Genomic DNA, 13,182 nt, shown 5'->3' on the forward strand with positions numbered 1-13,182 from the left:
TCCATCTTGACACCCCCGGATACCGTTAATACCATAACTATGCCTAATATAACATAATAATGAAATACCACATCCAGACAACGGGGAGTACAGCACTATGGAAGACTTCGCCGAAACCAGACGGAATCTGGTCAAGGGCGGCCTGCTCGGCGGCCTGGCCCTGGCAAGCGTCGTAGGCTCCGCCCGGCAGGCAGCAGCGCAGGCCTCGTCCGACAGCCTGCTCCGCACCATACTCGATCGCGGCCACCTGATCGTCGGCACCGGCTCGACCAATGCCCCCTGGCATTTCGAAGACGAGAAGGGCGAGCTCACCGGCATGGACATCGCCATGGCGAAGATCCTCGCCAAGGGCCTGTTCGACGACGCCAGCAAGATCGAGTTCGTGCGGCAGGACGCGGCCCAGCGCGTTCCCAACATCAACACCGGCAAGGTCGACGTCGTCATCCAGTTCATGACGATTTCGCCCGCCCGGGCCCAGCTCGTCGCCTATTCGCGCCCCTATTATGTCGAAGGCGTCGCCTTGCTGACGCGGCCCGACAGCGACAAGAAGACCTTCGACGACCTCCTCAAGGCCGGATCCTCCGCGCGCATTTCCATCCTGCAGAACGTCGACGCCGAGGAGACGGTCAAGAAGGTGCTGCCCGAAGCGACGGTGATGCAGCTCGACAGCCAGCCCAACGTGGTGCTCGCCCTGGACTCCAAGCGCGTGGACGCCGCCGCCGTCGATCTTTCCAATGTCTGGTGGCTCGCCAAGCGCCATCCCGACAAATATTTCGACGCCGGCAAATCCTGGAACGCCATGCTGTATGGCGCCGCGGTGCGCCAGGGCGATCCGGACTGGCTGCATTTCGTCAACACGACCTTCGGCGTGGCGATCCATGGCCACCAGAACGAGATCTATGATGCGGCGCTGCGAGACTATTTCGGCCTGACGCCGCCGGCCCGCAAACCCGGCCTGCCGACCTTCTAGGCTCCGGCTCGCCCCGCAAATCCTCGACAGCATCGCCGGTGCACCTTGGTGCAGGTCCTGCCGGCGATGCCAGGGCTCGGTCGCGCACGATGGCTGGATCTCCGGCATGATGAACTATCATTTCAACTTCGCCATCGTCTGGCGCTATTCGGCCAAGCTCTTCGAAGGGCTGCTGCTGAGCGTCGAGCTCGCGGCCGCGACCATCGCGATCGGCATGCTGATCGGGCTGCTGCTCGCTCTGGTCCAGATCGACGGGCCGCGCTGGGCCCGTCCCCTGATCCGGGGCTATGTCGAATTCGTCCGCAACGTGCCGCTGCTGCTGCTGGTCTATCTGGTGTTTTACGGCATTCCCAGCGCCATCGACCTGCAATATGGGGCGACGACTTCCTTCGTCGCCACGCTCGCCGTCTATTCGGGTGCCTATCTCGTCGAGGTGCTACGGGCAGGCCTGGAAGCCGTACCGAAAGGGTTGATCGAGGCGGGCAAGAGTATCGGCCTGACGCCCTTCGGCGTGCTCTGGCATATTCGCCTGCCGACGGCGCTGCGCATCGCCCTGCCTTCGCTGTCGAACACCTATGTCTCGCTGTTCAAGGACACCTCGATCGCTTCCGCCATCGCCGTGCCCGAGCTCGCCTACGGCATGCGCTGGATCGAGACGCAGACCTTCCGCACCGTCGAAGTCTATCTGCTCGCAACGCCGATCTATCTGGTGACCAGCTACGCCATCCTGCTGCTGCTGAGGCTGGCCGAGCGGCGCTATGCCATCAGCCGGTGACGCCATGTCCATGATCTTCGAAACGCTTCCCTTCCTGCTCGGCGGCCTGTGGACCACACTCTTCGTCTCCATGGCCGTGGTCGTGATTTCACTGCTGATCGGCATCCCGCTCGGCTGTGCGCTGGTCTTCGGGCCCGCCTGGGCACGGCTGCCGATCCGGCTCTATGCCGATTTCGTCCGCGGCGTGCCGATCCTGGTCCTGCTCTATTTCATCTATTACGGCCTGCCGGCGCTGCGCATCAATCTGCCCAGCCTGCTGGCCGCGATCGTGGCCCTCACCGCCTTCAAATCGGCCCAGATCGTCGAGATCACGCGCGGCGCCTTCCAGGCCATTCCGAAGGGGCAGACCGAGGCCGCCCAGTCGATCGGGCTCGGTCTTTTCGATTGCTTCGTCTATGTCCTTGCGCCCCAAGCCGTCAGGCGCTTCCTGCCGCCCTTCATCAACAGCGTGGTCGATACGGTGAAGGGGTCCTCGCTCGTGTCCCTGCTCGGCATCGTCGACCTCCTGCTCTCGCTTCAGCAGGTGATCGGCCGCACACATGTCGCCCTGCCCCTCTATGTGCTCGGCGCCTTGATGTATTTCGCCATCAACTTCCCGCTCTCCGCCCTGAGCCGCCGGCTCGAAAAGCGCTTCGTCTGATCGGAAGAACCGCCATGTCCAACGCCGCCCCCCAGCCGGTGATCGAGATTGCCAATCTCACCAAGTCCTTCGGAGCCCTGCAGGTCCTGAAAGGCGTCGACCTGTCGGTCGAGAAGGGCCAGGTCATTGCCATTATCGGCCCGTCCGGCAGCGGCAAGACCACCCTGCTGCGCTGCATCAACTTCCTGGAGGAATATGACGGGGGTTCCGTCCGCATCGACGGGGTCGAGGTCGGCTTCAGCGAGGCGAACGGCAAGCGCCGGCGGCGCACCGAACGCGAACTCGCCCATATTCGCGTCGACGCCGCCATGGTTTTCCAGCAGTTTAACCTGTTTCCGCATCTGACGGCGGCCCAGAACATCATGCTGGGCCTGATCAAGTCGCGCGGCAAGAGCAAGGCCGAAGCCCGGAGCATTGCCGAGAGATGGCTGGCCCGCGTCGGCCTGTCGGCGAAGATCGATGCGATGCCGGGACAGCTATCGGGCGGCCAGCAGCAGCGCGTCGGCATTGCCCGGGCGGTAGCGATGGAACCCAAGGTGCTGCTGCTCGACGAGATCACCTCCGCCCTCGATCCCGAGCTCGTCGGCGAAGTCCTCGGCGTCGTGCGCGAGTTGGCGGCTGAGGGCCGCACCATGATCCTGGTGACCCATGAAATGGCCTTCGCGCGTGAAGTGGCCGACCGCGTTGTGTTTACAGACCAGGGCAAGATCATGATCGATGCACCGCCCGCGCTGGTGTTCGGCGAACAGCCCAACGAGCGACTGCGCGCCTTCCTCGCGCGCTTCGCCGGCCTGCAATTGCCGGCCCCTACTCCCGCGCGCTGATGACGGCGCCGGCACTGGCGATCATCACCAGCGCGATACCGCCGACCTGCTGCAGGCTGAGCGGTTCATTGAGGACGAGATAGCCGGCCAGTGCGCCGATGCCGGGCTCCGCGCTCATCAAGATGCCGAAGGTGGCCGAGGACAGGCGCCGCAGCGCCATCATTTCGAGAGCATAGGGCAAGAGCGGCGTCAGCACGGCCAGGCCTATCGTCTGCACCGCCAGGCCGCCGGGAAGCGCGAAGCCGGTTTCGTACAGGCCGAAAGGCGTCGATATCAACGCAGCCGCCGCGAAGGAGATCGCCAGCCCCTCCAGCCCCTTGAAGACCTTGCCGATGCGCTTGCTGAGAAGGATGTAGGCAGCCCAGCCGGTTCCCGCTGCAATCGCGAACAGGAAACCGAGCATATCGACGCTCCAGCCAGCCTGGTTTCGCACCAGCAGGAGCACGCCGGCAAAGGCCAGCACCAGCCAGATCAGGCGCCAGCTGCGGGCAAAGCCGAGAGCCGCGACACCCAGCGGCCCCAGGAACTCGATGGCAACCACCAGCCCCAGCGGCACGCGGGTGATCGCCACGAAGAAAAAGAGCGTCATCATGGCGATGGTCGCTCCCAGCGCCAGGGCGACCAGAATTTCGCGCCGATGATAGCGGCGGATGTCGGGGCGAACGATGACGCCCAGGATGATCGCGGCCCAGGCCAGCCGGCCCCAGGTGGTGGCGAAGGGGCCATATTCGGCCATGCTAGGGTGAGCCAGAGCTGCGCCGAGCTGCACCGAAACCATCGAACATGTGAGCATGAGCAGGGCCAGGCCCGTCTGCGACGTCGATGGGGCGGCCCCTGCTGCCGCGCTGCTTGAATTGTCCTGCAAAGTCCCCTCCCAGGGCTGTGCTTCTACACCATCGAAACGGCAAAACAGAGAGTGGCTGGACGATGATTGCAGGCCTTACCAAAAGCCGGCCGATCCATGTCCACACCCCTTCCGCCCTTCTCGCCCATATCGTCGAGCTTCGGAAAGATGGCATCATTCTATTCGGGCATGAGATCGGCATATATAGCCGATGTAAGGCAAAGAAAGCCGAATCTCTAATTTTGAAAGGGCATTTTGGCCTTTTCATATGACCCGGCAGTACCTCTCAATTCTTCGCCGCCTCCTGCAGGGGGTCGAACTTCTCGATAAAATCGATCAGGGCCATCACGGCCAGTCCCATGTCGCGAATGGAGGTGAATTCTGCAGGATTGTGGCTGATGCCGCCGCGGCAGCGTACGAACAGCATGCCGATCGGACAGAGGGCGGCCAGCGACTGGGCGTCATGCCCGGCTCCCGACGGCAAATGAATTGCCTTGCCGCCCTGGGCAGCGATCGCTGCCGCAAATCCGGCCTGAAGCGCGGGATCGCAGGGCTCCGCCTTGGCCTCATAGGTCTGCTCGATCCAGGTCGAAACGCCGCGTCGCTCGGCGATGGCGAGAAACTCCGCGCGCAAGGCGCTCATCGCTTCCATACGCCTGGCATCACTCTGAGAGCGTAGATCGACCGTAAACACGATACGGGACGGAATGACGTTGGAAGCGCCGGGCGACAGGCTCAGCTTGCCGATGGTGCCAACCATGAAATCATCGGCATGGCTTCTGGCAAGGCGTTCGAGCGCAAGCGCCATTTCGGCGCAAGCCGAGAAGGCGTCCTGCCTCAGCGCCATGGGGACCGTACCGGCATGGCCGGCTTCGCCCACGACCGTCACCGAATAGCGTATCTGGCTGGCGATTGCCGTCACGACACCGAGCCCCTCGCCGGCCTCCTCCAACACCGGGCCCTGCTCGATATGAACCTCGACATAGGCCGCCGCCTCGCCGGGCTCATAGGCGGCGGAGGGAATGGCGTCCGGATCCTTGCAATAGAGCCGCAGGGCATCTGCCAGCTTGATGCCATCGCTGGATTCGATCTGCAGGGCCGCCGGATCGAAGTGGCCTGCCACGGCTTCGGAGCCGAGCAACGTCGTCACGAAACGAGAGCCCTCCTCGTCGCCGAAGGCGAGGACGTCGATACCGAAGGGCATGGCGCCATGTTTGCGGATAATCTCGCGGGTTGCCAGGATACCGGCGATGACGCCGAATGTGCCATCATAGGCGCCGGCATCGATCACCGTGTCGATATGCGAGCCGATCAGCAGCCGCTGCACGGCATTGCGCGTTCCCGATGACGGCGCCAGCCGGCCCCGAACCGTGCCGAGCGCATCCTCGCTGACCTCCAGTCCCGTTTCCGTCATCCAGCGAGCCACGAGGTCCGCCGCTTGCCGGTGCTCGGGAGTGAGGTAGAGACGCGTCAGGCGCCCATCTTCGGCACTGATCATCGCCAGGGTACGGATCATGCCTTCGGCCTCGCGGCCCAACGCCATCGCCCGTTCGATCATCGCATCTGCTCCCCTGTCTGCCGGAGGTTCAGGAGATAGGGGATGGCATCGAGCCTGGCACGGTCAAACGGCATGGGATGGGTCGGCCTCGTCAGCAGGGCATTCCGATAGGTCAGCTTGTGACTAACAGAAAAAGCCGCTCGGGTCCCACTGCGGTTCGCCGATGCAGGAACCGCTCAGATTTTTCATGGCCAGGCTCGCCCCGGCTATCCAGAAGCCGCCCCGACAACCGGCCGGGAAGCTGGATTGCCGGGTCAAGCCCGGCAATGACAAAGGTCATGCAAACTCGAAGACGCTTGAGTGAACCGCATTGCGCTCTGGGTTCCCTTTTTGGGCGCGGGGACCGGACAAGTCATGGATCAAATGCGCGCGCAAGCGTCGATCCCTGCGCACGCAATGGCCAATCAGTTCGGGAACTTGTCGTCGATGCCCTTGACGTACCAGTTCATGCCGAGGATCTGCGAGGCATCGAGCTTGTCGCCCCCCTTGCATTCCACCGTCTCGCCCTGCTGGTTCACCACGGGGCAGGTAAAGGGATGGATCTTGCCGGATTTGAGCCCAGCTTCGGTTTCTTCTGCGAGCTTCTTCACATCGTCGGGCATGTTGGTGTAGGGCGCCATCTTGACCATGCCCTTGTCGAGGCCTTCCCAGGTGTCTTCCGACTTCCAGGTCCCGTCCAGCACGGCCTTGGTGCGCTCGATGTAATAGTCGTCCCAGTGATTGATGATGGCGGTGAGCTGGGTCTTCGGGCCGAAGGCGATCATGTCCGAGTCCTGGCCGAAGGAATTGATGCCCTTCTCGGCCGCGGCCTGGGTGGCGGCGGGACTGTCGGTATGGGTCGCCAGGATGTCTGCGCCCTGCGCGATCAATGCCTTGGAAGCATCCGCTTCCTTGCCGGGATCATACCAGCTCGAGGTCCAGACGATCTTGATCTTCATGTCCGGACGTACGGACTGGGCGCCGCGCATGAAGGAATTGATACCCGAGATCACTTCGGGAATCGGGAACGGCGCGACATAGCCGACGATGCCGCTCTTGGACATTTTGCCGGCGATCACGCCCTCCACATAACGCCCTTCATAGAAGCGCCCGGCATAGGTCGAGACATTCTCGGCCCGCTTGAAGCCGGTGGCGTGCTCGAACTTTACATCCGGAAAGTTCTTGGCGGCCTTGATGGTGGGGTCCATATAGCCGAAAGAGGTGGTGAAGATCAGCTTGTGGCCAGAGTCGGCGAGGTTCTCGATGGCGCGCTGGGCATCCGGCCCTTCCTGGACGCTCTCGACATAGGTGGTCTCGACCTTGTCGCCGAGGGCCTTCACCAGCGCCTTGCGCCCGACATCGTGCTGGTAGGACCAGCCGAAATCGCCAACTGGGCCGACATAGATGAAGCCCACCTTGAGCTTCTCCTCGGCACTGGCCGAGGTCGCCCCGGCACCGGCCATGAGGCCGCAAACGGCCAGGGCTGCCAATATCGTTTTTTTCATCGAGTTTCCCCTCATGGCGGGCCATACGGATCGAAACGCCGGGCCATGGCCCATGCCCGGCGGAAGTGGAAATCAGCGATCGGGCACGAAAGCGGTGCCCAGCGAACCCGGCGCCACGCCGCGACGCCCCTTGCCGGCCGAGATCATCACCAGCACGACCACCGTCGCAAGATAGGGCAAGCCCGTCCAGAATTGCGGCGGCCAGACCAGCCAGTGCGGCAGCGAGCCGCCCAGCGCCTGCATGTGCAGATTGCCGATCCAGATCGCCCCGAAGAAATAGGCACCCAGGAGCAGCCGCCAGGGGCGCCAGGACGCGAACACCACCAGCGCCAGGGCGATCCAGCCGCGGCCGGCCGTCATGCCCGTCCCCCAGAAAGGCGTGTCGGCCAAAGAGAGATAGGCGCCGCCCAGGCCGGCACAGGCCCCGCCGAACAGCACGGCCCCGAACCGGATGAGCCGGACAGGATAGCCCAGCGCATGGGCCGAGACGTGGTTCTCGCCGACGGCCCGCAGGATCAGGCCGCCGCGGCTGCGATAGAGGAACCACCAGACGGCGGCGACCAGCGCGATCGACAGGTAGACCAGGGCGTCCTGGCCGAACACGACAGGCCCGATCACCGGGATGTCGCTCAGGCCGGGTATGTCGAGCGAGGGGATCTTGGCGCGGTTGAGCCCGACGAAGCCGGTACCGAGGAGATCGGAGAAGCCCAGGCCGAGAATGGTCAAAGCGAGGCCCGAGGCGACCTGGTTGGCGGCGAGTCCCAGGGTCATGAAGGCGAAGAGCGCCGCAAAGACCATGCCGGCGATGATCGCCGCAAGAAAGCCGAGCGGGGCGCTGCCGGTCATGTAGGCAATGGCAAAGCCCGAGACCGTGCCCATGATCATCATGCCCTCGACGCCGAGATTGAGCACCCCGGAACGCTCCACCACCAGTTCGCCGATGCCGGCCAGCACGAACGGGGTCGAGGAGGTGATGATGGTGAGGATGATCGCTTCGGTGAGATTCATCAGGCTACCTTGACTGCGCCGCGCACGAAACGGATGCGGTAGAGGATGAGCGTGTCGCAGGCGAGCACGTAGAACAGCAGCAGGCCCTGGATCACGCTGGTGATGCCGATCGGCACCTTGAGTGCGATCTGGGCCGCCTCGCCGCCGAGATAGGACAGTGCCAGCAACAGGCCTGACAACAGGATGCCCACCGGATTAAGCCGGCCAAGAAAGGCGACGATGATGGCGCTAAAGCCGTAGCCGCTGGCGAAGGGAAGCTGCAGGAGGCCCATCGTCCCATCGGCCACGCTGATGCCGGCAAGGCCGGCAAGGCCGCCCGACACCGCAAAGACGAACAAAGTCATGCGCTTGGGCGAGAAGCCGGCGAACAGGGCGGCGCGCGGCGCCTGGCCGAGCAGGCGGATCTCGAAGCCTTTGAGGCCGCGCCACAACAGCACGGCGGCAGCCGCCACTACCACCAGCGCGAAGATGGAATCGAGATGGATCGGGCTGCGCCGGAACAGCGCCGGCAGCGTATTGTCGAAATTGGCCGTGAGCGGGAAGTTCAGGCCAGCGGGGTCGCGCCAGGGGCCGCGCACGCAATAATCGAGGATCTTGTCGGCGATATAGACCAGCATCAGGCTGGTCAGGATCTCGTTGGTGTTGAAGCGCGTCTTCAGCACCGCCGGGATCAGGGCCCACAGCGCACCACCGGCGATGCCGCCGACGAGGATGAGCGGCACCGCATAGAAGGGCGTCTGGCCCTGGAACAGCAGGGCGATGCCGCCGCCCACCGTGGCGCCAATAATGTACTGGCCTTCGGCGCCGATGTTCCAGTTGTTGGAGATGTAGCAGAGCGACAGGCCGACGGCGATCATCACCAGGGGCGTCGCGCGCACCACCAGTTCCTGAGCGGTGCGCAGGCCGGTCAGCGGCTTGATGAAATAGACATAGAGCGCCTCGCCGGGTGCCTTGCCATAGAGCGCGAAGATGATGGCCGCCGAAACCACCGTGAGCAGGATGGCAATGAGAGGCGAGACCAAGGCCATGCTTATGGAGCGCTCGGCCCGCTTTTCGAGTTCAATCCGCATGATCGGCGCCCCCCATCAGCAACCCGATCCTCTCCAGACTCATGGCCGATACGGGCTCCGGTGCGGACAGCCGGCCGTGATGGATCACCGCGATATGATCGGCCACCTCGAAGATCTCGTCGAGGTCCTGGCTGATCACCACCACCGCCGCACCGCGCCGCGACAGATCGATCAGGGCCTGTCGGATCAACGCGGCCGCACCGGCATCCACGCCCCAGGTCGGCTGGTTCACCACCAGCACGCCGGGTTCGCGTAGCATCTCGCGGCCGACCACGAATTTCTGCAGATTGCCGCCGGAGAGCGAGCCGGCCTCGGGGTCGGGCTTGCCCTTGCGCACGTCGAACGTGCCGGAGATCCTGGTTGCCTCGGCCGAGGCCTTGCGCATGTCGACCATGCCGTAGGACACCAGCCCACTGGCGGCATGGCCGGTCAGCAGCGCATTCTGGGAGAGGGTCATGCGCGGCGCCGCCGCATGGCCGAGCCGTTCTTCCGGCACGAAGGCGGCGCGCAAGCGCCGGCGCTCGGTGACGCCGAGCGCACCGACGGGCTTGCCGTCGACAGCCACCGCCTCGGGGGCCACCGTCCTCTCGCCGGAGATGGCCGCGAAGAGTTCGCTCTGGCCATTGCCTGCCACACCGGCAATGGCGAGAATCTCGCCGCCCCGGGCATTCAGCGTAATCTCCTTCAGCGTCGTGCCATGCAGGTCCTCGGCCTGAAGATTCAGCCCCTTCAGCGCCAGGCGCACGGGGCCGTCACGGTTGGCCAGGCGGCCATGCTCGACCATGGCGACGTCGGCGCCCACCATCATGCGTGCCAGGCTCGCGGCGGTTTCCTTGCGGGGGTCGCAGGTCGCCACCAATTTGCCGTGGCGCAGCACGGTCGCCGTCTGGCACAGGCGCTTCACCTCCTCCAGCCGGTGGGAAATGTAGAGCACCGCCCTGCCCTCGCCGGTGATGCGTTCGAGGGTGAGAAAGAGCTGGTCGGCCTCCTGCGGCGTCAGCACCGAGGTCGGCTCGTCGAGAATGAGCAGCTTGGGGTTCTGCATCAGGCAGCGCACGATCTCGATGCGCTGCCGCTCCCCCACCGAAAGCGTATGCACCGGCCGGCGCGGTTCGAGCGGCAGGCCATAGGCCGCCGATACCGCCGCGATGCCTTCCTCGACATCCCGCAATTTCGTGCCCGGGGGCTGGGCCAGGGCGACATTCTCGGCGACACTGAGATTGTCGAACAGCGAGAAATGCTGAAACACCATGCCGATGCCCACGGCGCGAGCCGCCGCCGGGCGCGGCAACTGGATCGGCTGTCCCTGCCAGAAGAGCTGCCCCTCGTTGGGCTGGAGCAGGCCATAGAGAATCTTGACGAAGGTCGACTTGCCGGCGCCGTTCTCGCCCAGCAAAGCATGGATCTCATGCGGCATGATCTTCAGATCGATGCCGTCATTCGCTCTCAGCGCGCCGAAGATCTTGACGATACCCCTCGCTTCGATCAGGGGCGTGTGAGCGTCTGCCATTGCTGCCACATTCATGGACGTGCCCAATTCATAGGCGCAAATAAGGCAGATGCGAAGAGTTCAGGCATGGTAACGCAGCTTTTCCCCAACTCAGCGGCGTACCGGGACTAGCCGAGACGCCGATGGCCTTTCAGGACCGACATCCGGCTGCCGGCCTGACGGGGTAATTGCAAGATCTGGGCCACGACGGAAGCCGCTATCACCGCCGGCTCCTTGCCTTCGATGCCGGGTATTCCGAGCGGGCAGATCATGCCTTCGATCAGCCGTTCCGCCAGGCCCGCCTGCCGCAATTGCGAGACGAAGCGAGCCCGCTTGGTCTGTGAGCCGATCACGCCAACATAGGCAAAACGATCCGCCGCCAGAGCCGACGAAACGATGGCAAGATCGAGCGCGTGGCTATGCGTCATCACCACGATACGCGCATGGTCAGGTGCCCCGGCCAGGATATGCTCGGGCTCGGCATCGCGGCGGAGCACGACATGCTGCGGCACATGGCTCGGGAAGGCGTCGGGCCGGGCATCGCACCAGACCACGTCGATCGGCAGAGGCGCCAGCGCCAGGATCAGAGCCCGGCCGACATGACCGGCGCCGAACAGATAGACAGACGGATTTGTGGGATCCAGCCTTTCGAGCAGGCGCCCGTCCGGCAGGAAGCGGCTGGCCGTTTCGGCGGATAGCCCCTGTGCCTCGGCATCGCTGGCCCGGCGACGGATGAAGCCGCCTCGCTCATGCGGCGTGCCGATGCTGATGGAGGTTCCGCCCGCCAGCGTCGCAAGCTCGTTCAGCCAGGCGAGATCGTCCCGCTCCAGACGCTCCAGCATCAGGCTGACCCGGCCGCCGCAGCATTGGCCGAGGTCCGGTCCCAGGGCCTTGTCCAGGGAGCGTATGCGGCGTCCCTCCCGAGCCGAAAGCAGCGCCTGCGCTTCGGCGAGCACCTGCCATTCCAGCGTGCCACCGCCGATCGTGCCAGAAAAGGCGCCGTCTGCCCGCACGGCCATGCGCGTGCCTGCTTCGCGTGGGCTTGACCCGCGCACATCCATGATGGTGACGAGCACGGCGCGCCCGTCCCGCTCGACCATAGCCTTCAGCGTCGCGAAGATCCCCATCGCTCTGCCCGCATGCATGCCGGTTTTGGCACAGGCATGATAACGCTTCGGGATGATCGCGCCAAAGCCCATTTGGGGGCTGGTCTTCAAGACCAACCCAGACTCCTCCGGGAGATACGGTACTTCCAGGCCGGTCTAAAGCCCCCGATTACAAGGCCTTGTCGAGGGCCTGCGCAAAGTCGGCGATCAGGTCGTCGGCGCTCTCGATGCCGGCGGAGAAACGCAGCATGCCCTGGCGGATGCCCATGCCCAGGCGCGCATCTTCCTCGAAGCGCTGATGGGTGGTGGTCGAGGGATGGGTGATCAGGCTCTTGGTGTCGCCGAGATTGTTGGAAATGCGGGTGATCTTCAAGGCGTTGGCAACCTTGAACGCCGCCGCCTTGCCGCCCTTAACCTCGAAGGTCACCAGCGTGCCGCCGGCCTTCATCTGGCGGCGGGCGAGTTCGGCCTGGGGATGGTCGTCGCGGAAGGGATAGATCACGCGCTCGACGGCCGCGTGGCCAGCGAGGGCATCGGCAACCTTGACCGCATTGGCGATCTGGCGTTCGACGCGCAGTTCCAGTGTCTCCAGGCCCTTGAGCATCACCCAGGCATTGAAGGGAGAGATCGAGGGGCCGGTCTGGCGCAGGTAGGTATGGATGTGGTCGTTGATGAACTTTTCCGACGCCAGGATCACACCGGCAAGGCACCGGCCCTGCCCGTCGATGTGCTTGGTGGCCGAATAGACCACGCAATCGGCGCCGAGCTTGAGCGGGCTCTGCAGCAGCGGCGTGGCGAAGACATTGTCCACCACCAGCGTGGCACCGGCGCTCTTGGCGATCCTGGCGATGGCCTCGATGTCGAGGATCTCGAGTGTCGGATTGGTCGGGCTTTCCAGGAAGAACACCTTGGTTTCCGGCCGAACCGCCGCCTGCCACTCGGCCAGCTCGGTGCCATCGACCAGGGTCGAGGTCACGCCGAAGCGCGGCAACAATTCCTCGATGACATAGCGGCAGGAGCCGAACAGGGCCTTGGCGGCGACGACATGGTCGCCGGCCTTGAGCTGGCCGATCAGGGTCGCGGTGACGGCCGCCATGCCGGAGGCGGTGGCGCGGGCAGCTTCGGCTCCCTCCAGTTCCGCCATGCGCTGCTCGAACATCGCCACGGTGGGATTGGAGAAGCGGCTATAGATGAAGCCGGCATCCTCGCCCTTGAAACGGGCCTCCGCCTGCTCGGCGCTTTCGTAGACGAATCCCTGGGTGAGGAACAACGCCTCCGAGGTCTCGGCATATTGCGAGCGCAGCGTGCCGGCATGCACGAGCCGGGTGGCCGGCTGCAATTCCCGGGTGGAAGGTGCTGAAGTCAACGGTTTGGTCATCTGCGGCAATCCTGAACAGCCGCAAGTCGAGCGCCA

At 64.4% G+C, this 13,182-nt stretch carries 12 protein-coding genes; 4 read left to right on the forward strand and 8 right to left on the reverse strand.

Annotation, left to right across the window (positions count from 1 at the left end; all coding sequences use genetic code 11):
• Nucleotides 1-97: 97 nt before the first annotated feature.
• From ABXS05_RS03745 to ABXS05_RS03760, 4 genes are all read left to right on the forward strand, one after another.
• Nucleotides 98-970, forward strand: coding sequence for a transporter substrate-binding domain-containing protein (locus ABXS05_RS03745; protein WP_068296187.1), 873 nt, complete (start codon nt 98-100; stop codon nt 968-970).
• A 106-nt stretch (nt 971-1,076) separates the two neighbouring features.
• Nucleotides 1,077-1,745 carry an amino acid ABC transporter permease gene (locus tag ABXS05_RS03750; protein WP_311934945.1) on the forward strand — a complete coding sequence of 223 codons (669 nt, stop codon included), beginning with the start codon at nt 1,077-1,079 and terminating at the stop codon, nt 1,743-1,745.
• A 4-nt stretch (nt 1,746-1,749) separates the two neighbouring features.
• A complete protein-coding gene (locus tag ABXS05_RS03755) occupies nt 1,750-2,385 on the forward strand; it encodes an amino acid ABC transporter permease (RefSeq protein WP_367622973.1) in 636 nt (211 codons plus the stop codon).
• A gap of 14 nt (nt 2,386-2,399) precedes the next feature.
• Nucleotides 2,400-3,209 (forward strand): amino acid ABC transporter ATP-binding protein, encoded by an 810-nt coding sequence (locus ABXS05_RS03760; protein ID WP_367622974.1) that lies wholly within the window; start codon nt 2,400-2,402, stop codon nt 3,207-3,209.
• Here the strand turns inward: ABXS05_RS03760 and ABXS05_RS03765 are convergent.
• The 8 genes from ABXS05_RS03765 to ABXS05_RS03800 form a co-directional block, all read right to left on the reverse strand.
• Nucleotides 3,193-4,074, reverse strand: coding sequence for an EamA family transporter (locus tag ABXS05_RS03765; protein WP_367622975.1), 882 nt, complete (start codon nt 4,072-4,074; stop codon nt 3,193-3,195). The genes ABXS05_RS03760 and ABXS05_RS03765 overlap by 17 nt on opposite strands.
• Before the next feature lie 265 nt (nt 4,075-4,339).
• A complete protein-coding gene (locus ABXS05_RS03770; RefSeq protein WP_367622976.1) occupies nt 4,340-5,611 on the reverse strand; it encodes a M20 family metallo-hydrolase in 1,272 nt (423 codons plus the stop codon).
• 404 nt (nt 5,612-6,015) lie between these two features.
• On the reverse strand, nt 6,016-7,095 hold the full coding sequence (locus ABXS05_RS03775; RefSeq protein WP_311934958.1) for a BMP family ABC transporter substrate-binding protein: 1,080 nt from the start codon (nt 7,093-7,095) through the stop codon (nt 6,016-6,018).
• Nucleotides 7,096-7,167: 72 nt separating this feature from the next.
• Nucleotides 7,168-8,103 carry an ABC transporter permease gene (locus tag ABXS05_RS03780; RefSeq protein ID WP_367622977.1) on the reverse strand — a complete coding sequence of 312 codons (936 nt, stop codon included), beginning with the start codon at nt 8,101-8,103 and terminating at the stop codon, nt 7,168-7,170.
• Complete coding sequence (locus ABXS05_RS03785) at nt 8,103-9,173, reverse strand: ABC transporter permease (RefSeq protein WP_311934962.1); 1,071 nt, start codon at nt 9,171-9,173, stop codon at nt 8,103-8,105. The genes ABXS05_RS03780 and ABXS05_RS03785 overlap by 1 nt, the downstream gene beginning before the upstream one ends.
• Nucleotides 9,163-10,683 (reverse strand): ABC transporter ATP-binding protein, encoded by a 1,521-nt coding sequence (locus ABXS05_RS03790; RefSeq protein ID WP_367622978.1) that lies wholly within the window; start codon nt 10,681-10,683, stop codon nt 9,163-9,165. Before ABXS05_RS03790 ends, ABXS05_RS03785 begins: the two co-directional genes overlap by 11 nt.
• Before the next feature lie 107 nt (nt 10,684-10,790).
• Nucleotides 10,791-11,879, reverse strand: coding sequence for a xanthine dehydrogenase accessory protein XdhC (gene xdhC, locus ABXS05_RS03795; protein WP_367622979.1), 1,089 nt, complete (start codon nt 11,877-11,879; stop codon nt 10,791-10,793).
• 58 nt (nt 11,880-11,937) lie between these two features.
• Nucleotides 11,938-13,146, reverse strand: coding sequence for an O-succinylhomoserine sulfhydrylase (locus ABXS05_RS03800; protein ID WP_367622980.1), 1,209 nt, complete (start codon nt 13,144-13,146; stop codon nt 11,938-11,940).
• Nucleotides 13,147-13,182 lie beyond the last annotated feature (36 nt).

This window comes from Labrys neptuniae (assembly GCF_040797145.1).
Lineage (GTDB): Bacteria > Pseudomonadota > Alphaproteobacteria > Rhizobiales > Labraceae > Labrys > Labrys neptuniae.

Bases quoted from the DNA above. Each gene is read 5' to 3' on its own strand.
- ABXS05_RS03745 (WP_068296187.1), top strand. From the start codon at position 98: ATGGAAGACTTCGCCGAAACCAGACGGAATCTGGTCAAGGGCGGCCTG.
- ABXS05_RS03750 (WP_311934945.1), top strand. From the start codon at position 1,077: ATGATGAACTATCATTTCAACTTCGCCATCGTCTGGCGCTATTCGGCC.
- ABXS05_RS03755 (WP_367622973.1), top strand. From the start codon at position 1,750: ATGTCCATGATCTTCGAAACGCTTCCCTTCCTGCTCGGCGGCCTGTGG.
- ABXS05_RS03760 (WP_367622974.1), top strand. From the start codon at position 2,400: ATGTCCAACGCCGCCCCCCAGCCGGTGATCGAGATTGCCAATCTCACC.
- ABXS05_RS03770 (WP_367622976.1), bottom strand. From the start codon at position 5,611: ATGATCGAACGGGCGATGGCGTTGGGCCGCGAGGCCGAAGGCATGATC.
- ABXS05_RS03775 (WP_311934958.1), bottom strand. From the start codon at position 7,095: ATGAAAAAAACGATATTGGCAGCCCTGGCCGTTTGCGGCCTCATGGCC.
- ABXS05_RS03780 (WP_367622977.1), bottom strand. From the start codon at position 8,103: ATGAATCTCACCGAAGCGATCATCCTCACCATCATCACCTCCTCGACC.
- ABXS05_RS03785 (WP_311934962.1), bottom strand. From the start codon at position 9,173: ATGCGGATTGAACTCGAAAAGCGGGCCGAGCGCTCCATAAGCATGGCC.
- ABXS05_RS03790 (WP_367622978.1), bottom strand. From the start codon at position 10,683: ATGGCAGACGCTCACACGCCCCTGATCGAAGCGAGGGGTATCGTCAAG.
- ABXS05_RS03800 (WP_367622980.1), bottom strand. From the start codon at position 13,146: ATGACCAAACCGTTGACTTCAGCACCTTCCACCCGGGAATTGCAGCCG.